Source organism: Streptomyces sp. NPDC089915, assembly GCF_040684675.1.
Lineage (GTDB): Bacteria > Actinomycetota > Actinomycetes > Streptomycetales > Streptomycetaceae > Streptomyces.
Window position 1 is genome coordinate 18750 of sequence record NZ_JBFBGN010000058.1, and the last position, 22182, is coordinate 40931.

General features: G+C 75.1%; 22 protein-coding genes. 12 read left to right on the forward strand and 10 right to left on the reverse strand.

Translation table 11 applies throughout. The features are described from left to right. Positions 1-50: 50 nt before the first annotated feature. The 3 genes from AB0O29_RS18930 to AB0O29_RS18940 form a co-directional block, all read right to left on the reverse strand. A complete protein-coding gene (locus tag AB0O29_RS18930) occupies positions 51-3569 on the reverse strand; it encodes a hypothetical protein (protein ID WP_365153054.1) in 3519 nt (1172 codons plus the stop codon). A 156-nt stretch (positions 3570-3725) separates the two neighbouring features. Further along, positions 3726-3980, reverse strand: coding sequence for a hypothetical protein (locus AB0O29_RS18935; RefSeq protein ID WP_365153056.1), 255 nt, complete (start codon positions 3978-3980; stop codon positions 3726-3728). A 126-nt stretch (positions 3981-4106) separates the two neighbouring features. Beyond that, the gene (locus tag AB0O29_RS18940; RefSeq protein ID WP_365153058.1) at positions 4107-4538 is read right to left on the reverse strand and encodes a hypothetical protein; all 432 of its coding nucleotides are present in this window, start codon (positions 4536-4538) and stop codon (positions 4107-4109) included. Positions 4539-4673: 135 nt separating this feature from the next. On the opposite strand from AB0O29_RS18940, the gene AB0O29_RS18945 reads away from it, so the two are divergent. Beyond that, positions 4674-5714, forward strand: a complete 1041-nt coding sequence (locus AB0O29_RS18945; RefSeq protein ID WP_365153060.1) for a vWA domain-containing protein — start codon at positions 4674-4676, stop codon at positions 5712-5714. Positions 5715-5776: 62 nt separating this feature from the next. Here the strand turns inward: AB0O29_RS18945 and AB0O29_RS18950 are convergent, their stop codons facing one another. Genes AB0O29_RS18950 through AB0O29_RS18965 form a run of 4 tightly spaced genes read right to left on the reverse strand, consistent with a single transcriptional unit; the run spans position 5777 to position 9400 of the window. Continuing rightward, a complete protein-coding gene (locus AB0O29_RS18950; RefSeq protein WP_365153062.1) occupies positions 5777-6994 on the reverse strand; it encodes an ABC transporter permease in 1218 nt (405 codons plus the stop codon). Beyond that, positions 6991-7776, reverse strand: coding sequence for an ABC transporter ATP-binding protein (locus tag AB0O29_RS18955; RefSeq protein ID WP_365153064.1), 786 nt, complete (start codon positions 7774-7776; stop codon positions 6991-6993). Before AB0O29_RS18955 ends, AB0O29_RS18950 begins: the two co-directional genes overlap by 4 nt. Next, positions 7773-8900: a peptidoglycan-binding protein gene (locus AB0O29_RS18960; RefSeq protein WP_365153066.1), complete on the reverse strand. Its 1128-nt coding sequence runs from the start codon at positions 8898-8900 to the stop codon at positions 7773-7775. The genes AB0O29_RS18955 and AB0O29_RS18960 overlap by 4 nt, the downstream gene beginning before the upstream one ends. Continuing rightward, entirely contained in the window at positions 8885-9400 is a 516-nt protein-coding gene (locus AB0O29_RS18965) for a hypothetical protein (protein ID WP_365153068.1), read from the reverse strand. Before AB0O29_RS18965 ends, AB0O29_RS18960 begins: the two co-directional genes overlap by 16 nt. A gap of 89 nt (positions 9401-9489) precedes the next feature. Here AB0O29_RS18965 and AB0O29_RS18970 point away from each other — a divergent pair, with 89 nt between their 5' ends. The 3 genes from AB0O29_RS18970 to AB0O29_RS18980 all read left to right on the forward strand — a co-directional run bounded on the left by AB0O29_RS18970 (position 9490) and on the right by AB0O29_RS18980 (position 12335). Beyond that, positions 9490-10155, forward strand: coding sequence for a response regulator transcription factor (locus AB0O29_RS18970; RefSeq protein ID WP_365153070.1), 666 nt, complete (start codon positions 9490-9492; stop codon positions 10153-10155). 5 nt (positions 10156-10160) lie between these two features. Then, entirely contained in the window at positions 10161-11360 is a 1200-nt protein-coding gene (locus tag AB0O29_RS18975) for an ATP-binding protein (protein ID WP_365153072.1), read from the forward strand. A gap of 195 nt (positions 11361-11555) precedes the next feature. Further along, a complete protein-coding gene (locus AB0O29_RS18980; protein ID WP_365153074.1) occupies positions 11556-12335 on the forward strand; it encodes a polysaccharide deacetylase family protein in 780 nt (259 codons plus the stop codon). On the opposite strand, the gene AB0O29_RS18985 is transcribed toward AB0O29_RS18980, so the two are convergent. Beyond that, positions 12307-12933 (reverse strand): hypothetical protein, encoded by a 627-nt coding sequence (locus tag AB0O29_RS18985; RefSeq protein ID WP_365153076.1) that lies wholly within the window; start codon positions 12931-12933, stop codon positions 12307-12309. The two genes, AB0O29_RS18980 and AB0O29_RS18985, sit on opposite strands and share 29 nt — an antisense overlap. 201 nt (positions 12934-13134) lie before the next feature. Between AB0O29_RS18985 and AB0O29_RS18990 the strand changes: the two genes are divergently transcribed. From AB0O29_RS18990 to AB0O29_RS19015, 6 genes are all read left to right on the forward strand, one after another. Continuing rightward, a complete protein-coding gene (locus tag AB0O29_RS18990; protein WP_365153077.1) occupies positions 13135-14094 on the forward strand; it encodes an STM4015 family protein in 960 nt (319 codons plus the stop codon). An 11-nt stretch (positions 14095-14105) separates the two neighbouring features. After that, entirely contained in the window at positions 14106-15212 is a 1107-nt protein-coding gene (locus AB0O29_RS18995; RefSeq protein WP_365153079.1) for an STM4014 family protein, read from the forward strand. Between the two features lie 22 nt (positions 15213-15234). After that, entirely contained in the window at positions 15235-16041 is an 807-nt protein-coding gene (locus AB0O29_RS19000) for an STM4013/SEN3800 family hydrolase (protein WP_365153098.1), read from the forward strand. Then, a complete protein-coding gene (locus AB0O29_RS19005; protein ID WP_365153080.1) occupies positions 16038-17402 on the forward strand; it encodes an STM4012 family radical SAM protein in 1365 nt (454 codons plus the stop codon). The genes AB0O29_RS19000 and AB0O29_RS19005 overlap by 4 nt, the downstream gene beginning before the upstream one ends. Positions 17403-17410: 8 nt before the next feature. After that, positions 17411-18319: an STM4011 family radical SAM protein gene (locus AB0O29_RS19010; protein ID WP_365153082.1), complete on the forward strand. Its 909-nt coding sequence runs from the start codon at positions 17411-17413 to the stop codon at positions 18317-18319. A 279-nt stretch (positions 18320-18598) separates the two neighbouring features. Further along, complete coding sequence (locus AB0O29_RS19015) at positions 18599-19411, forward strand: DUF4190 domain-containing protein (protein ID WP_365153084.1); 813 nt, start codon at positions 18599-18601, stop codon at positions 19409-19411. A gap of 21 nt (positions 19412-19432) precedes the next feature. Here the strand turns inward: AB0O29_RS19015 and AB0O29_RS19020 are convergent, their stop codons facing one another. Continuing rightward, positions 19433-20296, reverse strand: coding sequence for an LLM class flavin-dependent oxidoreductase (locus tag AB0O29_RS19020; RefSeq protein WP_365153086.1), 864 nt, complete (start codon positions 20294-20296; stop codon positions 19433-19435). Between the two features lie 279 nt (positions 20297-20575). Next, entirely contained in the window at positions 20576-20773 is a 198-nt protein-coding gene (locus AB0O29_RS19025; protein WP_365153088.1) for an antitoxin, read from the reverse strand. A gap of 278 nt (positions 20774-21051) precedes the next feature. On the opposite strand from AB0O29_RS19025, the gene AB0O29_RS19030 reads away from it, so the two are divergent. Then, positions 21052-21864 carry a class I SAM-dependent methyltransferase gene (locus AB0O29_RS19030; protein ID WP_365153090.1) on the forward strand — a complete coding sequence of 271 codons (813 nt, stop codon included), beginning with the start codon at positions 21052-21054 and terminating at the stop codon, positions 21862-21864. 78 nt (positions 21865-21942) lie between these two features. Continuing rightward, positions 21943-22098 (forward strand): DUF6131 family protein, encoded by a 156-nt coding sequence (locus AB0O29_RS19035; protein ID WP_365153092.1) that lies wholly within the window; start codon positions 21943-21945, stop codon positions 22096-22098. Positions 22099-22182: the final 84 nt, after the last annotated feature.

Here is a 22182-nt window from a genome sequence, read left to right on the forward strand (position 1 = left end):
TGATCACTGTGGCTGGATCGTGACAATCGTGAACCGCGCGTCGTCCCTGCTCAGTTGTGGTCCAGGACCGTCGCGTACGCCGTCTCCCGCACCTCCCGGTCGGGGTGGCGGCGCAGCGCCAGCAGGGCGGCGCGGCAGGGGTCCGGCCAGCGCTGCCGGGTTCCGACGGCCCGGGCGAGGGCGACGGCGAGGAGGCCCTCCGGGAGACCGCCGTCCTCCGCCAGGCGGCCGACGGCGTCGAGGGCCGCGGCGGGATCGGGCAGCGGTTCGCCGTACCGGTTCACCCCCTCCAGGAACTCGGCCGCCCGGACCGCGAGGACCGGACGCCCCCGCACCGCACGGGCCAACTCGTCCAGCGCGCGCTGGACTTCGGGGCCGTCCGCCGTCAGGTCCACCGCCCCGACGAGGAGGGTGGCCCGGGTGGAGGCCAGCGCGGGTTCGGCCTCCAGCCTGCGCGCCATGGCGGCGCACGTCCGGGGACCGCCGAGCCTCGGACCGATGAGCGCCTCCAGGCGGCGCCGCGCCGGCAGGTCCCCGCCGGGACCTCCGCCCTCCGGTTCGCCCGCCGCGGCGAGGGCCAGGAGCCGGTCCACGACCCCGTGCAGGAGGCCGCCGGGCTCCACGCCGCCCGTCGGGTGGGGCAGTCCGGAATCGGCCAGGTCCTTCAGCCCGGAGCCCGCCCGTGTGGCGCTCCGGGGGGAGGAGAAGTCGGTGTAGACCTCGGCCAGTGCCACACCGGCCGCGGGCGTGTACCGCGCCCAGTCGCTCAGAACGGACAGGGCCCGTCCCGCCGTCGGCTCCTCCGCGACGAAGGGCAGCCGGGCGACGAGCTCCCCGTACCGGGCCCGGTGGGCCGGGGCCAGGTCCGCCGGGGCCGGATCGAGGAGCACGGACCGGGCCGCCTCCGGTCCGTCGGCGGCCGCCGATTCCAGCAGCGCCCACATCTCCTCGGCCGGAAGGAGCGCCGGGGCCAGGGCGATGACCGCGGCCAGCACGTCCGGATGGACGCCCGGGGTGCGGCCCGCCCGGGCCAGGAGCGCGGTGGCGGCGCCCGGCGGCAGGTGGTGCACGGCGAGCCGGGCGGCGGCCTTCCGCACCGTGACCTTGACCCCGCTCTCACGGGTCAGGACGTCCTGGAGCAGGGCGGCGACCCGGGAGGGCCGGGCGTGGGCGGCGGCGCGGCCCGCCGCGCTCCAGGCGGCCGCCGCCCGGTCGTCCCCGGCGAGATCGAGCAGGGCCTCCAGGGCCGAGGCCGGGTCGTCCGTACGGGCGGCCGCGTCCAGGGCCGCCGCGCCCAGCACCGCTTCGGCCGGACGGCCCTCCCCCTCCCCGGGCCGGCCCCCGCCGGGGGCGTACCGCCGGAGCAGCTCCCGCCCGTACTCCGGTACGGGGGCCACCGCGCGCAGCAGCGCGGCGCGTTCGTCCAGACCCCGGCCGGGATCGGCGAGCACGGCGGCGGCCAGCCCGACGGCCGCCCGCTGCTGCCGGGGCAGCCACCGGTCGGCGTGCCGGAAGGGCGGCAGCGGGCGGGCGGCCCCGGCCGCCGGGAACCGCCCGTCCGGGGCCGGGTCACCGGTCAGCGCAGGGTCGAGCAGGTCGGTGCGCTCGGCGGCGAGGACGGCCAGGACCTGCGGTACGAAGACCGCCGAGGGCTCCCGTTCCAGCAGGACGGCCACCCGGTCGCGGCGGGTCGCGGGGGCGGCCAGCCAGGCCGCCGCGAGCTCCCCGAAGACCCCGTCGGGGCAGGTGCGCAGGGCCCGTTCGAGGCGGTCCTGGAGCTCCGGGACCCGGTGGGCGCGGTGCCCGCAGGAGGAGACGAGCGCGAGCAGGGGGGTGAAGTCCCCCCGGCCGGCGGCCCGGTCCAGCCACGGGCCGAGGACGCCGAACAGCGTACGGATCCCCCGCACGGAAAGCCCGCCGCCCAGCCCGCCGAGCTCCGCGGCGCCGGTGTGCGCGGTCAGCGCCTCGACGATGCGCACGGCGGTCCCCGCACCGTCCACCGCATCGGCGCGACCGGCCCCGCCCTGCTCGGCTGCGGCCGGATCGGCGGAGGGCCGGTCCGTCGCGGGCCGGTCCGCCGAGGCCGTGAGCAGGTTCACGGCAAGGCGGCGGATCGTGTGCAGGGTCACCCCTGAGCGGTCCCGGGCCCGCAGGGCGTCCAGGCACAGGCGTTCCAGGCACGCGGCCCCGGTCCGCTCCCCGGAGCGGACCGGGGGCACGGGCTCGTGGAGGGCCGCCAGGAGCAGGTGCGGGGGCAGGTAGGCGAAGGTGTCGAGGGCCTCCTCGCGCACCGGATCGCGTTCGTTGGACAGCCGGCCGACGGCCAGCGCGAGGACCTCCGCGACCTCTCCCGGTACACGGGTGTGGCCCGCGTTGAGGACGAGCAGGCTCCAGAGCGTCCCGCGATCGTCGGCGTCACCGGTGGCGAGCGCCGCCAGCAGCCCGGAGCGGGCCTCGGCGGGCGGCAACAGGGCGAGCTTGTACCGGAGTCCCCCGGCCGCGCCGCCTCCGGCGCGCAGCTCCGCGAGCGCGGCGCGGGCGCGGGCGTGCCGCTCGTCGGCGGGCAGCAGGGCCAGCAGGCCCTCGTGCGCGCGGAGCGTGCCGTGCGGGACCGGCTCGGCGAGGACGGCGTCCAGGAAGGCGGACCGGCGCGATGGCGGCAGCGCCCGCAGCAGTTCGGGGAAGGCGTCCCGGTGGAACCAGCGGGCCGCGAGGCCGGGCAGGGACGGCGGGGCGGCCTGCGCCAGCCGCCCCAGGACGGCCCGTCCGGGCAGCCGCTCCCACCGCCTGCCCGTCCGGGCGGGGTCGGCGAGCCAGCGGGCGACGCGTTCGGCGTCCACCGCCACGAGGTCGCCCAGCCGGTCGACCACCGGGCCGGGCAGGGTGCCCGGGCTGAACCGCTCCAGCAGGTCGAGCACCCGCTCGGGCGCGGCCGGCAGGGCGGCGGCGACACCGGTGGCGTGCTGCGTCCACCAGCGTTCGCGCGACCGCTCGGGGAGGTCGCCCAGTTCCCGTTCCGCCTGGTCCAGGACGGCGCCGGGGTGGCGGACCGCGAGGGTGTTCCAGTCCTCGGGGGCGAGCGCCCGGGCGAGTTCGGGCAGCAGCCGGGCGGTGAACTCCGGCGAGCAGCCCGCCAGCAGGCGGGCCGCGTCCCGTTCCCCGTACTCGGTGCGCACCCGGAGCACCAGCCGCTCGGCGAGCCCGGACCGGCGCCCGTCGCGCAGCATCCGGGCCAGGTCGGAGCGGACCACGGCGGGGGCGTCGTCGTGGGCGGCCTCGATCGCGGCGTCCGGCACGGGCAGCCGGCGGGCCGCCCGCACGGCGTACCGGCGCACCACGGGATCGGGATCGGCGAGCCGGGCCACCAGGTGTCCGGTCTCCCCTCCGGCCAGGGCGGCGAGTGCGGCGAGGCGGCGCTCGTACGGGCCGAGCGCGTCCAGGGAGTCGAGCAGGGGCCGCAGTTCGCCGCGGCCGGCGAGCCGGTGGGCGGTGCGGGCGGTGTGCCGGAGCCGGCCGGCGTGGGACAGGGGCTCGAGGGCGGCGAGCAGTTCGCCGGCGGTGAGGGTCATCGCGGGCATTGTGCCTGAGGGGCCCGCCCCGGCCCTACGGATTATCGGACCGCCCGGGCGGCCGGCCCGAGCGCCCCGGCCCGGGCGCGGGAACGCCGCGGGGGCGGTCCGACGTCCTCGTCGGTCCGCCCCCGCGGCTCGGGGTCCGCCTCGGGGTCAGGCGCCCAGGTGGGCGCCCTTGAGCCAGTCCTTCTCGCCGTCCTTGGCGCAGGTGTCGGCGTAGACCGGGCCGTTGGCGACCGGGGAGATGTGGGGCACCGCGGCGTACGAGGAGCAGTTCGACGAGAAGGCCTTGTGACCGCCGGAGAAGGAGTCGATGTCGACACCGTCGTGGGCCAGGGCGGCGCCGGCCCCGCCCAGGAGGATGCCGGCGGCCAGGACGGAGGCGGTGACGGCGGAACGAATACGCATGACTCCCCTAAGGATCGATGGAAACGACGCGTCGTTGTCAGGCGCGTCGGGCGGTCCAACCGCCCCGGGCCCCCGGCGGGAACGGCCGTTCACTCTGATGCCACAGAGGTATCGTTTCGCCGCTGCTCAGACGTCCGCCGCCGGAAGGTCTCCGGGGGCGTGGGTCCGCTGCCGGCCGAGGGCGTCCAGGACGCGGTCGCGCAGGAGTTCGTACTCCGCGCGGAGCCGGCCCCACTCGGAGACGGGCGGGCGGGGGATCACGATGCCCCCGACGACGGTCTCCCCGGGTCCGAACTGCTCGCGGGTCAGGTCGACGTCGATGCCCGGGCCCAGCCGGTTCCACCAGTGGTAGTCCACGCGGACCCCGTCCACATGGACCTCGCCGCGGACCACCTCACCGCCCAGCAGGTCGTTCAGCACCATGGCGGTCACCCCGCACTGGTCCCGGGCGGGGTTGTCCCCGGTCCAGCGCGACCGGTACTCGGGGGTGCAGGTCTCGGCGCTCCAACTGCTGCGGACGGCGCGTTCGATGTCGGTGAGGAGCAGGGGTGTCGTCATGCCCGCGATGCTGCCAGGGGGCACTGACAACGGCCCTGACGCACCGTCCGGGCGGCGGCCGCGGGCCGCTCGGGGCCGATTGTCAGTGGCGGGTGCGAGCATCGTTTCATCACGTCGGAAAAAGGGGGAGCGGCCATGTCCGGAAACCAGAACTTCATCAATCACGTCGCCCTTGTGCTGGACGCCAGTTCGTCGATGTCGCACCTCAGCAACAAGGTCGTCGAGGTGGCCGACCAGCAGATCGCCTATCTGGCGCGCCGGTCGCAGGAACTCGACCAGGAGACCCGGGTCACGGTGTACGTGTTCGCCGACAAGGTGGAATGCGTCATCTACGACAAGGACGTGCTGCGCATGCCGTCCCTGAAGCAGCTGTACCGGGTCGGCGGAATGACCGCGCTGCTGGCGGCCACGCTGAAGTCCCAGCGGGAGCTGGCGCAGACGGCGCAGCTGTACGGCGACCACAGCTTCCTGACGTTCGTGCTCACCGACGGCCAGGAGAACGCCAGTCACCGCTGCGCGGACGCGCCCTCCCGGGACCCGCGGGAGCTGACGCGGGCGATGGCGACCATGATCGAGACGCAGCGGGACAACTGGACCCTGGCCGTTCTGGTCCCGGACCAGATGGGCCGGCGCGAGGCCATGGGGTGCGGTTTCCCGAAGGACAACATCGCCATCTGGGACGCGACGAGCACGCGGGGTCTCGAAGAGGCCGGACAGGTCATCCGCGAGGCCACCGAGAAATTCATGGTGGGCCGTACGAAGGGAATCCGGGGTTCGCGGGCGGTGTTCTCCGCGGGCGCCGAGGCGGTCAATGCGAAAACCGTCATGGCGGCGGGTCTCACCCCCGTCGAAGAGGGCGAGTACCAGCTCGTTCCGGTGGCGCGCGAGGCGGGGATCCGGGAATGGATCGTCGAATGCGGGCACACCTATCGCACCGGTGGGGCCTATTACCAGCTGAGCAAGTCGGAGAAGGTCCAGGCGCGCAAGAAGATCGCGGTGCTGGAGAAGAAGACGGACCGCGTGTACACGGGGCCGCAGGCGCGCGCCCTGCTCGGTCTGCCGGACGCGGAGGTCCGCGTCAAGCCGGACCAGAACGACGACTTCACGATCTTCGTGCAGAGCACCAGCGTGAACCGGAAGCTGGTGGCGAACACCCGGCTGCTGCTGATGAACTGACGGTGCGGGAGCCCCCGCCGGCCGGGCCGGCGGGGGCTCCCACGGGGACCGGCGGCGGCCCGTTACGCGGCCTGGAGGGCCAGGGTCGGGGAGAGCCGGGCGGCGCGGACCGCCGGGTAGAGGCCCGCCAGGGTGCCGATGGCCAGGGTGGCCGCGAAGCCGCCGGTGACCGCCCACAGGGGGACCACCCAGGGGAGGTCGCCGGTGCGGGCGTACACGCCGGTGGCCGCGGCGCCCAGGGCGATGCCGGCGAGCCCGCCGAGCCCGGACAGCAGCAGGGACTCCGTCACGAACTGGATCCGGATCTGGCCCCTGGTCGCGCCCAGCGAGCGGCGCAGGCCGATCTCGTGACGGCGCTCCAGCACCGAGATGATCATGGTGTTGGCCACGCCGACGCCGCCCACGAGCAGGGCGATCCCGCCGAGTCCGAGCAGGAGCGTGCTGAACGCCCCCTCGGTGGCGGCCTTGGCCTGCAGGGCCGCCGAGGGGTCGGTCACCGAAACCGTCGTCGGGCTCTGCGGGTTGGCCGTCCGCGCGATCAGCTCGCGCACCCTGGCCACCCGGTCGTCGGCGGAGCGCTCGTACACGGCCGTCGGGTGGCCGTCGAAGCCGAGCAGCTCCTCGGCCGCCTGCCAGCCGACCAGTGCCGAGCGTTCGATCTCGGGCGCGAGCGGGACCGGGTCCAGGACGCCGATGACCGTGAAGTACCGGCCGCCGATGAAGACCTGGCCGCCGGGCCCGCTGATGCCGAGCCGCTCCGCCGTGACGTGGCCCAGGACCACCGAGGGGTAGCGGGAGGTGGCGTCGTTCAGCCAGACTCCGGAGCGCATGCGGGCCCTCAGCACCCCCGGCAGGTCGTCCTTGACCGCCTTCACGGCGATCCCGCCCGTCTCCTCCTTCGGGATCTTCTCCGAGCGGCGCACCGACTCCGGTACGTCACCCGTCGTGCCCACCGACTCGACCCCCTCGATGCGGGAGACCATGCCGGGGGCCTCCTTGGGCAGGGTGGTGTCCTGGCCCGAGAACATGGACTGGCCGGGGGTGACGACGAGCATGTTCGTGCCCAGTTTCTCCAGCTCCCGCAGCAGTTTGGCCTGGCTGGAGGAGGAGACGCCGACCACCGCGATCATCGTCGCGATGCCGATGGCGATCCCGAGCGCGGACAGGAACACCCGCATCGGGCGCGACCGGAGTCCCGCCGAGCCGACGTGCAGGACGTCGCGGGGGCCGAGGCGGGAGGGCCGGAGCCGGGCGGCCGCGGCCGGAGCCTGAGGGTTCACGAGGGCTCCCCGCGGTGCTCCGGCGGCGGGTAGGCGTGCGGGTCCGCGTTCCGGTCCGGCCGCGGGTGCCGGGCGTCGGAGACGATCTCCCCGTCCCGGATCCGGACGGACCGGGGCAGGCTCGCCGCGATCTCCTGGTCGTGGGTGATCACGGCGATGGTGGCCCCGTCCCGGTTCAGCTCGTGCAGCAGCTCCATCACCGACCGGCCGGACGCCGTGTCGAGCGCGCCCGTGGGCTCGTCGGCGAGCAGCAGGTCCGGTTCCCCGGCCACCGCCCGGGCGATCGCCACGCGCTGTTTCTGCCCGCCGGACAGCTCGTGCGGCCGGTGTTCCATCCGGTCGCCGAGGCCCACGCGCTCCAGGGCGTCGGCCGCGCGGCGGCCGCGTTCGGCCCGGGAGAGGCCGGAGTAGAGCAGCCCCTCGGCGACGTTGGCCCGGGCGCTGATCCCCGGGACGAGGTGGAAGGACTGGAAGACGAAGCCGACGTGGCGGGAGCGCAGGGCGGACAGGGCCCGGTCGGAGAGGGCCGCCACGTCGTGCCCGGCGATGGCGACGCGGCCGGCGCTGGGCCGGTCCAGGGTCCCGACGATGTGCAGGAGCGTGGACTTGCCCGAGCCGGACGGGCCGACGATGCCGAGGAGTTCCCCGTCCAGGACGGTCAGGTCCACCCCGCGCAGCGCCTTGACGCCTCCGGGGTACTCCTTGGTGACGCCGGTCAGCTCGACCACCGGGCGGGCGTGACGGGTCTGGTGGGCCTGGTGCGTGTGTGCCGGGGTGCTCATGTGCTCGGCACCCCCACCCTCGCGCCCTCCTTCAGGGCGTCGCCCTTGACCTCCACCCGGCCCTGGCCGAACATGCCGAGCTCCACCGGGACCTCCCGTACGGTGCCGTTCTCGACGACCTGGACGCCGAAGCCGCCGCCCGCGAGGGCGAGCAGGGCGTTGACGGGGACGGAGAGCACGCCCTTGCGGGTCTCGCCGGTCAGCCGGACCGACACCGGGGACTGGTCGGGGCCCTTGGCCTGGGCCGCGTCGTCCAGGGTCACGGTGACCTGGACCTTCGGCTTCCCGTTCCCGCCGCCCCCGCCGGAGCCTCCTGAGCCGCCGGAGCCGTTGCCCTCGCCGTCCGGGTTGGCGGTGCTGCCCACCGAGTCGATCTTCCCGGTGGCCGTGGCGCCGCCGGGCAGGGTCACCGTCACCGGGTCGCCGCTCTTCACCGTGCCCGCCTTGGCGGCGTCCAGCTGGAAGCGGACCATCCGCTCGGTGCCGGTCAGGGTGAGCACCGGTTTGCCCGGGCCGGGCTCGTCGCCGACCTGCGTGTCGTTGCGCTGGACCCGCTGCGGGCCGGAGGCGAAGGCGATGTCCTCCTTGCCGACCTCCCCGGTCTCGGGCGCCTTGTGGGCCTTCTGCCAGCGTTTGACGGCGGTGGCGGTCCCGGCCGTGAAGGTGGCGTCGGCCGGGTCGAGCCCGGTCCCGTGGCCGAGGGCGATGAGGTTGCGCTTGAGCTGCTTGACGTCCTCGCCCTTGTCGCCCGTCTTGAGCTGCCGGTACATGGGCGTGGTCCCGTACATCAGGCGGACCGCCCGGCCCGCCGTCTCGTAGAGCCGGCCGTCCCGCTCGACGGCCGTGCCGGCGGCCGCGACCCAGGTGAGGATGCCGGGGCCGGGGGCGTTCAGCCGGCGCTCCTGGGCGTAGCCGAGGGTGCCCTCGACGGTGAGGCCCGAGCTGAGGTCGCCGCGCCGGACCGGTTCGGTCCGCCGCGGCAGGCCGTCGGCGCGCCCGTCCTGGTCCGCGGCCCGGTCGGTGCGGGGCTGGGCGGTCACGGCGTAGCCGCCGCCCGTGGCGGCGACGGCGAGGGCGAGGGAGCCCAGCAGCCACTTGCCGCGCCGGTTCACGCGGCCTGGCACTTCTTCTGGGCCTCCTCGAAGGCCTGCTCCTGGCCCTCGGGGATCTTGGTGGCGCTCATCGCGTTGCCCTTGAACTCCGGGTCCGGGATGTTGACGCCGTTGTCGCGCATGCACTTGGCCCACTTCAGGGCCTTGTCCTTGTCCGCCTGCGGCATCTCTCCGGTGCCGGGGGCCTGCATCCCGCAGGCCTCGAAGGCCTTCTTGAGGGTGTCGGGGTCCTCGTTGCCGGTGCCGAGGGTCATCCCGCGCGGGTCCTGGCCGGGCTGGGGGTCGGGGGCGTCTATGCCGTGCTCGCGCAGGCATTTGCGCACCTGGAGGGCCTTGTCCGCGTCCTGGCCGGCTCCGGCCTTGCCGTCGCCCTTGCCTGAGGCCCCGGCGTTCTGCCCCGTGGCGTCCTTCCCCCCGCCGGAGGAGCCGGTGCCCGTGCACGCGGTGACGAGGAGGGCCAGGCCGGTGACGACACCGGCGGCGGTCATGGTCATGGTCGAGGATCGGTTCATGGTGCGGAGCCTGCCGGGGAGGTCGGTTTCGGTTCCTTCACCGATCATGTTTACGACGAGGAAATGCGGCCTTCGAGTAGAGAGGGCACATGCGAGTTCTGGTGGTGGAGGACGAGGAGTTCCTCCGGGAGATGATCGCGGAGGGGCTGCGCCGTGACGCCCTCGCCGTCGACGAGGCGGGCGACGGGCTGGAGGCCCTGCGGCGGCTGCGGCTGGGCGAGTACGACGTGCTCGTCCTGGACCGCGACCTGCCCGGGCTGCACGGGGACGAGGTCTGCCGCCAGGTCGTGCGGGAGCGGCTGCTGACGCGGGTGCTGATGCTGACCGCCTCGGGGACGGTCCGCGACCGGGTGGAGGGGCTCGGGCTCGGCGCCGACGACTACCTGACCAAGCCGTTCTCCTACGACGAGCTGCTGGCCCGGGTGCTGGCCCTGGGGCGGCGGGCGCATCCGGCGCTGCCGCCGGTGCTGGAGCGGTGCGGGGTCGCCGTGGACACGGCGCGGCGGACGGCGACCCGCGACGGGCGGCGCCTCGCGCTGTCCCGGAAGGAGTTCGCGGTGCTGGAGGCGCTGCTGCGGGCCGAGGGCGCGGTGCTGGGCAATGACGACCTGATCGAGCGGGTGTGGGAGCAGGACACCTCGTACCGGACGAACGCCGTCCGGGTCACGCTCAGCAAGCTGCGGGCGAAGCTGGGCGAGCCGCAGCTGATCGAGACCGTGCCGGGGGCCGGCTACCGGATCGCTGATCCGCTGTGAGAGCGGTGCTCCGTTCCGAGCGCGCCCGCCTCACGGCGCTGTACGGGTCGCTGCTGGTGCTCGCCGGCGGCGGCCTGATCGCCCTGGTCAACCTCCTGCTGCGGGGCGGCCTGTACGCCCGGATCAACGGCGCGGTCACCACGGCCGTACCGCGCGGCGACGTCGAGAAGGCCCTGACGGAGGGCTGGAGGACCCCGGTCCCGGCCCAGAGACTGCCGCCCGACGGCCGGGTGCCGACCCAGGAGCAGCTCCAGGGGTACGCGGTGACCCGGAACCTCTCCACCGCCGTCGAGCAGGCCACCCTGCACGAGCTCCTGCTGGTCTCCCTCGTCGCGCTGGCCGTCTTCGCCGTGCTGTCGATCTGGCTGGCCTGGTGGATGGCGGGCCGGGTGCTGCGGCCGGTGGGGGTGATCACGGAGACGGCGCGCCGCCTGTCCGGGGCGAACCTGCACGAGCGGATCGGCCTCGTGGCCCCGCCCGGCGAGCTGAAGCGGCTCGCCGACACCTTCGACGGGATGCTCGACCGGATGGAGAGCCTGGTCGGGGCGCAGCGGCGGTTCGCCGCGAACGCCGCGCACGAGCTGCGGACGCCGCTGGCCGTGCAGCGGGCGGCGGCGGAGATCGGGCTGGCGGGGGATCCGCCGCCCGAGAAGGTGGCGCGGATCCGGGAGCGGCTGATCGGGGTCGCGGACTCCAGCGAGCACCTGATCGAGTCGCTGCTGCTGCTCGCGGTGTCGGAGGAGGGCCTGGAGAGCACCGGGCCGGTGGACCTCGCGGCGCTGGCCGAGGCGGACCTGGCGGCGACCGCGCACGAGGGGCTGGCGGTGGTCACCGACCTCGGGCCGCTGACGGTCGAGGGCGACCGGGCCCTGCTGGACCATCTGATCCGCAACCTGCTGACCAACGCCGTGCGCCACAACCGGGCGGGCGGCCGGATCGAGGTGGGCACGGCGCCGGGCCCGGGCGGCGGGGTGTTGACGGTGTCCAACACCGGTCCGGTGATCGATCCGCGGGACGTGCCCCGGCTGCTGGAGCCCTTCCGCCGCCGGGCCGAGCGCCGCCACACGGCGGGCGAGGGCGCGGGCCTGGGCCTCTCGCTCGTCGCCTCGATCGCCCGCGCCCACGGTGCGCGGCTGCGGGCGGAGGCGAACCCCGCGCCTGATGGGGGCATGACGGTCCGGGTCTGCTTCCGGGACCCGGTCTGAGGGCCGCCGGAGCGGGCGATCCGTCCGATTCGCCCGATGTGAGCCGTCCCACGGTTCCTTGACCGGGGCGGGCGGCGCTCCCTAGCGTCGAGGGGCGGCCCGGTGTCCGCTCCCCCCGACCGGACGGCCGTACCGTGCGTTTCCGGCGACCGGACCCCCACGACCCCCACGTAGAGGAAGAGCGCGTCCATGGGCATGAGCAGCAGTTCCGCGCACCGTCGGCGGACGGGCGGCGCCGTGGCGGCGGCCGTCCTCGGCCTCCTGGCGGCGGCCGGCGGACCCGCCCTCGCCGCGACGGACGCCTCCTCCCCCGGCCACTCCCCGGAGCGGGGCGCCTCCGGCTCCGTCCACGAGGCCGGCTCCGTCCCGCAGGGCATATCCCGGCTCGCCCAGGGCGCGGGCCGGGACATCGCGATCACCGTCGACGACGGCCCGGACCCGACCTGGACCCCGCAGGTCCTGCGGGTGCTCCGGCAGAACCACGTCAAGGCCACCTTCTGCCTGGTGGGCAAGCGCGCGCAGAAGTACCCGGAGCTGGTGCGCGAGATCGCCGCCGACGGCCATCAGCTGTGCGACCACTCCGTCGACCACGACGAGACCATGGACCACAAGCCGGTCGCCTACCAGCGGGACCAGATCCTGGGCGGCAAGGCCATGATCGAGGCGGCCGTACCCGGTGTGGCGGTGAACTACTACCGTGCTCCGGGCGGCGCCTTCACCCCTGAGAGCCGGGCGATCGCCGCGGCGAACGGGATGCGCCCCCTGGGCTGGAGCGTGGACCCCAAGGACTGGAGCCGCCCCGGCCTGCCGGCCATCGTCTCCGCCGTCGAGGACAAGCTGCCCGCCCTGCCCACGGTGCTCTTCCACGACGGGGGCGGCGACCGCAGCCAGACCGTGGCCGCACTGGAGCAGTACCTCCCCTGGCTCAGGTCCCAGGCCTACACGTTCACCTTCCCGGCGCGGACGGCGCCCTAAGGGGCGCCCGGAGCGCCGCCGCGAGGGCGGAGGGCGAATCCGCCGAGGTGTAGACGACCGTCGCGTCCACCCGTCCGGCACGGCCCAGGTCCAGGCGGACGGGCGGGTCGAGGTGCAGGGCGACGTTGACGGCGGCCTCCACCGAGCAGGCCACGGCCCCGGGTTCGCCGGGCACGGGACGCGGACCGCGGCCCGCGACGGTACGGACGACCGGCACGGCGGACCGGACCGCCGGGCGGGGCAGCGCCACCTCCCCGAGGAACCCGGTCCGCAGCACCACGTGCGCGTCGTCCACCGTGTGCGGATGACGCAGCAGCGAGGCCACCAGGCCCAGCCCGGCCAGGATCATCAGCAGTTCGAACACCGCGTGCGCCACCCTGAGGGCGGGCGGCAGCATCGAGGAGATCGCGAACGCCGTCACCACCTCGGTGACCGCCAGGACCAGCACCAGCTGCCGCGTCGCGGCCGAGTGCCGGATGCCCGGCGCGGGCCGGCGGGGCAGCAGCCGGTGCCCGAGGGACGCGGCCCACAGCCGCACGATCGCGGCCGCCGCGGGCCTGGCCGTCACCCGGCCGGCCATCGGTTCCTTCTCCGTCACGCGCTTCCCCCGTCTCCTCGGGCCGTCGCTCTCCCCACCAGCCTCGCGGCGGGTCCGGCGGGCCGGAAGTGACACATGTCAGGTTTCCGGCCGGTTGGGGGTACCCGCCCCGCCAGGGGTGCTGTCAGAGCCGCTTGCTACAACTTGCAGCACATCCACGCGGCACACGACGGCGCGGCACACCAGGAACGGCGGGGACCCATGACGTACGCGAGGCATCTGACGGAGTCGTACGGGCTCCTCGTCTTCGCCTTCCCCGGCGAGGGTGAGCAGGGGCGGACCCCGCTGCCCGAGGCGGACGCAGTCGCCTGGCGCATCGCCTCCGACTCCTACGACGCCGAGGAGAGCTGGACCGAGGTCTTCGCCCGGTTCACCGCCGCCGTCGACACCACCCGGGTCCGCGCGATCGTCGTCGGCGCCTGGGAGGAGGCGTACGACTCGGGGCCCGAGGAGATCATCGAGGCGCTCGTCGCCGCCCGTGGGAAGCTGCCCGCCCTGCGGGCCCTGTTCCTCGGCGACATGGAGTCCGAGGAGTGCGAGATCTCCTGGATCAACCAGGGCGACGTCGGGCCGCTTCTGGAGAACTTCCCGGAGCTGGAGGAGTTCGGGGTCCGCGGCGGCACCGGGCTGGCCCTGGCCCCCTTCACGCACGGCCGGCTGCGCTCCCTGACCGTCCAGACCGGCGGGCTGTCCGCCCGGATCGTCCGCAACCTCGCCGCCTCCGCGCTGCCCGCCCTCGAACACCTCGACCTCTGGCTCGGTACGAGCGAATACGGCGGGGACAGCGCGCTCTCCGACGTCGAGCCCGTCCTCCGGGGCGACCTGCTGCCGCGCCTGCGCCATCTGGCCCTGCGCAACAGCGACATCCAGGACGAGATAGCCACCGCCGCGGCCAACGCCCCGGTGGTCGCCCGCCTGGAGACCCTGGACCTGTCCATGGGCGTCCTCACCGACCTGGGCGGATCCGCGCTGCTCGACGGGCAGTCCCTGACCCACCTCAAGAAGCTCGACCTCCACCACAACTACCTCGGCGACCCGCTGAAGCAGCGCCTGCGGGACACCCTGGAGAGCGCCGGCGTCACCCTGGACCTCGACCGGGGCCACGCCGAGGAGGACGAGTGGGACGGGCGCACCTGGCGCTTCGTCGCCGTCGGCGAGTAGCGAGCCGCCCCGTGACGCAGCACGCACCCCCGCGCTGGGCGGTCGTCGGCAACCCGGAGAACCGCCGCGTCGCCCTGTTCGACCGGGCCGTCCGCGAGGCCGGGCAGCCCGCGCCCCGCGTCGTGCCCTGGACCTCGGTCCTGCGCGAGGGCGGTGCGGCCTTCGCCGACGACGAGCTGGTACGCCTCGACTCGCCCGGGGAGAACCCGGAGGTCGACGGGATCCTGCGCGGCGCCGCCGACCCCACGCGGGTCGAGGGCGGTGCCCGCTGGTACGCCCGGTTCACCGCGGCCGTGCGGAGCCTCAGCGGCGGACTGCGCCTCGACGACCCCGGGGAACTGGCCGTCCTGTTCGACAAGCGGCACTGCCACCGGGCCCTCGCCCGCGCCGGGGTGCCCGTACCGGCGTCCCCGACCTCGGGTGACACCGTGCCCGTACGCGGCTGGGAGGACGTGCGCGGGCTGATGGCCTCGCACGGCATGCCGCGGGTGTTCCTCAAACCGGCGCACGGCTCCTCCGCGTCCGGGGTCGTCGCCGTGGAGACCGCCGGCGGGGGCCGGATCCGGGCCACCACCTCCGTGGAGAGCGGCGGGGACGGCGGCCTGTACAACTCGCTGCGGGTACGCCGGATCACGAGCGAACGGGAGACCGCCGCCCTGGTCGACGCCCTCGCCCCCGACGGGCTGCACCTCGAACGCTGGTGGCCCAAGGCCTCCCTCGGCGGCCGGACGGCCGACCTGCGCGTGGTCGTCGTGGCCGGCCGGGCCACCCACGCCGTCGTCCGCACCAGCCGCTCCCCCATGACCAACCTGCACCTCGGCGGCAGCCGCGGCGACCTCGCGGCCGCGATGGGGGCCGCGGGCCCCCGCTGGGCCGAAGCCCTGGAGACCTGCGAACGGGCCGCCGCCTGCTTCCCCGGGACCCTGTGCGTGGGGGTCGACCTGCTGCCCGCCGTCGGCTGGCGGCGGTTCGCCGTCGCCGAGGTCAACGCCTTCGGCGACCTCCTGCCCGGGCTGACCGGCCTGCCGGGCGGCGGGGCCGAGGGACTGGACACCTACGCGGCCCAAGTCGCCGCCGCACCGCACCACATCACGAGGAACCACCGTGCACCTGCCTGACCCGCGCGCCGCGGAGCCCGACATGAACGAGGTCGTCGGCCGCGACGACCTGCTCCTGCTCACCCTGGACACCCTCCGCCACGACGTGGCCGCCGAACTGGCCGCCGCCGGGCGCATCCCGCACCTGGCACGCCACCTGCCGGGCGGCGCCTGGGAGCGCCGGCACGCCCCGGGAAGCTTCACGTACGCCTCCCACCAGGCGATGTTCGCCGGGTTCCTGCCCACGCCCGCCGCGCCCGGACCGCACCCGCGGCTGTTCGCCGCGCGCTTCGCCGGCAGCGAGAGTACCGCCGGGCGCACCTACGTGTTCGACACCCCGGACCTGGTCTCCGGGCTCGCCGCGGCCGGGTACCGCACGGTGTGCGTCGGCGGCGTCGGATTCTTCAACAAGCAGGGCGCGCTGGGCGGCGTCCTGCCCGGGATGTTCCAGGAGAGCCACTGGAAGCCCTCGTTCGGCGTGGCCTCCCCCACCTCCTTCGAGGCGCAGGTCGAGCGCGCCGAGCGGATCGTCGCCGCGCTCCCCGCCGGCCAGCGGCTGTTCCTGTTCCTCAACGCCTCCGCCCTGCACCAGCCCAACTGGTTCCACCTGCCCGGCGCCACGCGCGAGTCCGGGGACACCCGCGCCAGCCACGCCGCCGCCCTGGAGTACCTCGACCGGCACGTCGGCCGCCTCTTCGCCGCGATGAGCTCGCGCCGCCGCTGCTTCGCCATCGTCTGCTCCGACCACGGCACGGCCTACGGGGACGACGGCTACACCGGCCACCGCCTCGCCCACGAGGCCGTGTGGACCGTGCCGTACGCCCACTTCTTCCTGGAGCCCTCCGCATGACCGCCCCCGCTACCGCGACCACCCCCGCCCCCGCGCCGACGGCCGTCCGCCCGTACGAGAGCTACGTCTACGCCTACCCGCACAAGACCGCCTACCGGCCCCTGCCCGGCCGGCCCGCCCTGCGCGAGCTGTGGCGGGGCGAGGCGAAGGACGCGCTCTCCCTCTACCTGCACATACCGTTCTGCGAGGTCCGCTGCGGGTTCTGCAACCTGTTCACCCGGATCGGCGCCCCCGAGGACCTGACCGGCCGCTACCTCGACGCCCTCGACCGGCAGGCCGCCGCCGTCCGCGAGGCCCTCGGCGACGACGGCCCGGTCCGGTTCGCCAACGCGGCCTTCGGCGGGGGCACGCCCACCTTCCTCACCGCCGAGGAACTCGTCCGCCTGTGCGACATCGCCGAGCGGCGGATGGGCGCCGACCTCAAGGCCGTCCCGCTCTCCGTCGAGGCCTCCCCCGCCACCGCGACCGCCGACCGGCTCGCCGTCCTCGCCGAGCGCGGCGCCACCCGCCTCAGCCTCGGCGTGCAGAGCTTCGTCGAGGAGGAGGCGCGCGCCGCCGTACGCCCCCAGCGGCGCGCCGACGTCGAGGCCGCGCTCGGCCGGATCCGCGAGGCCCGCATCCCGGTCCTCAACATCGACCTCATCTACGGCATCGACGGCCAGACCCCCGCCGGCTGGCGGACCTCCCTGGACGCCGCGCTCGCCTGGGCGCCCGAGGAGCTGTACCTCTACCCCCTCTACGTCCGCCCGCTGACCGGTCTGGCCCGGCGCACCGCCCACACCGACCGCGCCTGGGACGAACAGCGCCTGGCCCTGTACCGGCAGGGGCGCGACCACCTCCTGGCCCGGGGCTACGAGCAGGTGTCCATGCGCATGTTCCGCCGCCCGGAAGCGGCGCCCCAGGGGCCCGACGACCACGCCTGCCAGACCGACGGCATGATCGGCCTGGGCTGCGGCGCCCGCTCGTACACCTCCGCCCTGCACTACTCCTTCGACTACGCCGTCGACATGGGCGAGATCCGGGCGATCATCGACGACTACACGGGCGCCGACGACTTCGGGCACGCCGTGCACGGCCGGTACGTCGAGGGTGACGAGGCCCGCCGCCGCCACCTGCTGCAGTCCCTGCTCCAGGCGCGGGGCATGCCGGTCGCCGGCTACCGGGCCCGGTTCGGCACGCACCCGTACGAGGACTTCCCCGCCGAACTGGCGCGGTTCGAGGCCCGGGGCTGGCTCGACGGCACGGCGCCGGACACCCTGCTGCGGCTGAGCCCGGAGGGGCTCGCGCACTCCGACGCGCTCGGGCCCGCGCTCTTCTCCCCCGCCGTCCGGGCCGCCATGGCCGCCTACGCGCCGAAGTAGGAAGCCCCGTGGACCTCACGATCCTCTACCGCGGGCCGCTCTCCTCCTGCGACTACGACTGCCCGTACTGCCCCTTCGCCAAGCGGCGCGACGGCCCGGAACTGCTGCGCGCGGACCGGGCCGCCCTCGAACGCTTCACCGCCTGGGCCGGGGCGGCGTCCGGGGACCGGCTGAAGGTCCTGTTCACCCCGTGGGGCGAGGGCCTGGTCCGCTCCTGGTACCGGCGCGCCCTGGTCGAGCTCTCGCACCGGCCGCACGTCGAGCGCGTCGCGATCCAGACCAACCTGAGCTGCCGCACGGACTGGCTCGCCGACGCCGACCTCGACACCCTCGCCCTGTGGTGCACGTACCATCCCGGGCAGACCCCGTACGAGCGCTTCCTGGCGAAGGTCCGCGACCTCGCCGAGCGGGGCGTGCGGCACAGCGTCGGCATCGTGGGCCTGCCGGAGAACCTCCCGCACGCCCGGCGGCTGCGCGCCGACCTGCCCGCCCACGTCTACCTGTGGGTCAACGCCGCCGAGGGCCGCGCCTACACCGACGCCGAGGCCGGCACCTGGACGGAGGTCGACCCGCTGTTCCCGTACAGCCGCCACCCGCACCGCTCGGCCGGACTGCCCTGCCGTACGGGCGAGTCGGTGGTGTCGGTGGACGGCGCGGGCACCGTCCGCCGCTGCCACTTCGTCCGCGCCGAGCTCGGCAACCTCTACGACGGATCGTACCGCGCCGCGCTCGGCCCGCGACCCTGCCCGCTGGCCTCCTGCGACTGCCACATCGGCTACGTGCACCTGGAGACGCTGCCGCTGTACGACGTCTTCGCGGGCGGGGTGCTGGAACGGGTGCCCTCGCCCGCAGGCTTGGAAGGCCCGGGGACCGTGCCGCCGGAGGGGCGGTCGCCCGGTTCGCCGCCGGTCTCGTGACGGGCCGCCGCCGCCCGTTCGGCGGCCGCGGTGCGGGCACGGGCCCACGCGGGATGGCACATGGGATGACTCCTGTCGTCGTGGTGACGTCCTCCTCCGGCAGGCTAAGTGCGGGCGGGGGCCGCGTGCTTCTCCGATCCTGACCGGAGTGCCCGGGACGGCCCGGGCGGGGAGCGGAATCCCGTCGGGGGATACTGGGGCGCGGCCGGTGCGCACACCATCCGCTCGCCGGTCCCCGGCCGGCGGTCGTCCCACCCTCCCGCGAGGAGCAGCACGCGCATGTCGATACCCCCTCAGCCACCGCCGTACCCCCAGCAGCCGTACGGGCAGCCGGGGCAGTTCGGACAGCCCGGCCAGCCGGGACCGCCCGGTGTGCCCGGGCCCGCGAACCCGTACGGCGGTGCGCAGCAGGGCTGGTACCCGCCTCCGCCGCAGAAGACCAACACCCTGGCCGTGGTGGCCTTCGTGATGTCGATCGTCTGCGCGATCCCGACGGTTCCGCTGATCCTGGGCATCGTCGCGCTCTCCCAGAGCCGCAGGAACGGCGAGAAGGGCAGGGGGCTGGCCATCGCGGCCATCGTCATCCACTCCCTGACGCTCACGTTCTACGCGGTCGCGATCGTCCTCGGGCTGACGTCGGCGTTCGACGAGGGCACCCGCCCGCACCGCGACACCCAGGGCCAGGTCACGACGCCGGGTTCGAGCAAGGTGGAGGACATCCGCAAGGGCGACTGCTTCAACACCGACGACGACCTGGCCAAGACCCGGCAGGGCGACGGCACCCAGGCCCGCCTGTCGGTGCGGACGGTGCCCTGCGAGCAGCCGCACGAGGGCGAGGCGTACGCCGTCTTCGCGCTGGACGACGGGGTGTTCCCCGGCGCGGACAAGGTCGTCCAGCTCTCCGAGGAGAAGTGCGCCGGTCCCGCGCTGACCGGTTACGTCGGCGACGCCGCGAAGCTGCCGAAGAACCTCGAGGTCTTCTACTACTACCCGCAGGCCAGCAGCTGGACCCTGGGCGACCGCACGGTCACCTGCTTCCTGGGCAGCTCCGGCGGTACGAGCACCGGTTCCGCCCGCGCCGCCGGTTCCTGACCTCCCGTGGGCGGCCGCCGGTCAGAGCACCGGCGGCCCCGCCTCGACGCGCCGCAGCACGGCGGGCAGGCTGTCCAGGCCGGGGCCGCCCTGGATCTGGCGTTCGTCCCACCAGGTGGCCCCGGCGTCGCGGAGCGGGCCGATCACGTCCTTGGCCCGGGCCGCCTCCGGGGGCGTGGCACCGCCGAGGACGAGCTCGAACGGGCGGTCCGCCGCGGCCGTGCGGTGCTCGCGCAGGTACCCGGCCAGCTCCCGTACCTCGGCCGCGTCCGGTACGTGCCCGTGCCGGGCGGTCTCGAAGAGCGGTACGGCGCCGTCCCACCGGGCCGCCCGCCGCATGGGCGCGCGGCGCGGCCAGAAGCCGCCGATCCACACGGGCGGGCGGGGCCGCTGGACGGTGGCCGGCAGCAGGGTGACGTCGCGGACCTCGTAGTGCCGGCCGTGGTGGTCCACCGGCCGCCCCGACCAGAAGCGCTCCAGCAGGTCCAGTCCCTCGTCGAGGCGTTCGGCCAGGACGCGGGGTTCGGCCGTGTCGCCGAAGCTGTGGTACTCGTCCTCGACCGGGCCGCCGAGCCCGGCGGCGAAGACCGCCCGGCCGCCGCTGAGCCGGTCCAGCGTGGCCACCTGGCGGGCCAGTTGCTGGGGCCGGTAGCGCGGGACGGGGGTCAGGAGGGTGCCGAGCCGGATGCGGGAGGTGGCCAGCGCGGCCGCCGTCAGCAGCATCCACGGGTCCGCGAAGGGACGCCCCTGGTGCCTGCGGTGCAGCACGTGGTCCCAGACGAAGAGCCCGTCCCAGCCCGCCTGTTCGGCGGCCACCGCCACGGCTGCGACGTTGCGGGCGTCGGCGAAGTCACCGAAGTTCGGGATGTTCACGGAGAAGCGCATCCCCGCAGGATGGGCGGCCCGCCGGGGCGGCGCAATCGGAATTCGGGGGCGCGGGGCGGCTACCGCGGTCCCCTCAGGGGCGGTTGCGGGGGCGGCGGGCGGGCCGCTCGGGGCGGTACAGGGCCTCCGGCGGGACGGGCAGTCGGGGTTCCAGCGGGCTGCGGTCGGCCACCAGCCGGCCGATCCCGGTCAGCGCGTCCGGGCCGAGCCGCCTCGCGGCAGGTCTCCTCGCCGGGCCTCACGCCCGGTTCCGTCCCTGCCGGCTCCGTGGACAGGGCGTCAGTCCTTCTTCTTCGCCAGGTTCTCGACGAGGTCCTGGGCCTTGTCGACGGCGGTGTCGATGGTGCCGCTGTGCTTGCCGTCGGTCTTCTGGTCGACGATGTCGCCGACCTTCTCCAGTCCGGCGGTGATCGCGCCGCCGTGCGCCTGGGCGATCTCCTCGGCCTTGTCCTTGAGGCTCTTCAAGGCGTCGAACATGGTGGACCCGTCCCCTCCGGTGGATTGTTGCAAGGGACATGATTCCACGTCGGATCCCGAAGCGGTCAGCCGGGGACCATCCGGACATAGATCCGAAAGCCGACGAGGGCCGGCCGGCCCGGCGCGCCTCGGGGCGGCGGGCGGGGGGCGGGGGAGGATCGTCGGGGGGCGGCCCGGGAAGGGGCGCCCGGCAACGCCCCCATCCTGTGAAGAGGTCCGGCCATGACGTTGTGCGACGCCCCGCTGTTCCCGTCCCCCGGCCATGCCCGGGCGGGGCGGTGAGCGCCGGGCGGCCCGAGGGCCGCTACGGCGAGGCCGTCTTCCCGCCCGGGCGGGCGGGCGAGGGCGAGCGCATCGACTTCGGCGCCCTCGCCTACGACGAGGTCACCATGGCGCGGCTGCGGGCCCTCGGGGCCGGCCCGGGGTGGAGCTGCCTGGACGTGGGCGCGGGGACGGGCACGGTCGCGGGCCGGCTGCTCGACGAGGCCGGGGTGGAGAGCGTCCTCGCCGTCGACCGCGACGTGCGGTTCCTCGCCGCGCGGCCCGGGCTGGAGGTGCTCAGCGCCGACGTCACCGGGCCGGGCCTCCTCCCCGGCCGCCGGTTCCGGCTGGTGCACGCGCGGTTCGTGCTGATGCACCTGCCCGAGCGCGAGCGGATCGTCGCGGAGCTGGCCGCGCACGTCGAGCCCGGCGGGGTACTGGTGCTGAGCGACGCGGTCGACCTGACCAGCGACCGGGGACCCGACACCCCGTACACCGACGCGATGCGGGCGATGTGGGCGGGGCTGCGGACCACGATCGGGACGGACGTGTCCCGGACGCCCTCGTACCCGCGGTGGCTGCGCGCGGCGGGGCTCGTGCCGGTCGCCGCCGAGATGCACGTGCCGCCGCTGGTGCCGGGCAGTCCCATCAGCCGCTTCTGGGCGGACACCTGGGAGCGCGGCCGGGCGGCGATGGTGGGCACCGGCCTGGTGGACGACGCGGCGATCGACGCGGCGGTCCGCTACCTGGAATCGCCGGAGTGCGCCGCGCTGTCGGCCGGGATGCTCACGGCCTGGGGGTGGAAGCCGCGGGACGCCCCGGCGGAGTGATCCGGCGGCGCACGCATGAAAGCGGGCGCCGGTGGTAGACGCAGGGCGTTCCCCGTTCGCCGGGACCAGGAGGTACTCATGGTTGTCTTGGGCGTCATTCTGCTGATCATCGGATTCCTGACCGGGATCTCGATCCTCTGGACGATCGGCGTGATCCTCGTCGTCGTCGGCCTCGTGCTGTGGCTGCTGGGCGCCGTCGGGCACGCGGTGGGAGGCCGCAGGCACTATTGGTGACCGTCCTGCCGGACGCACGGCGCGCACCGCCGCCGCATCCCGTCCCCGCTCCCCCGGCGGCCCCGCGGGGCCGCGCGATCCGCG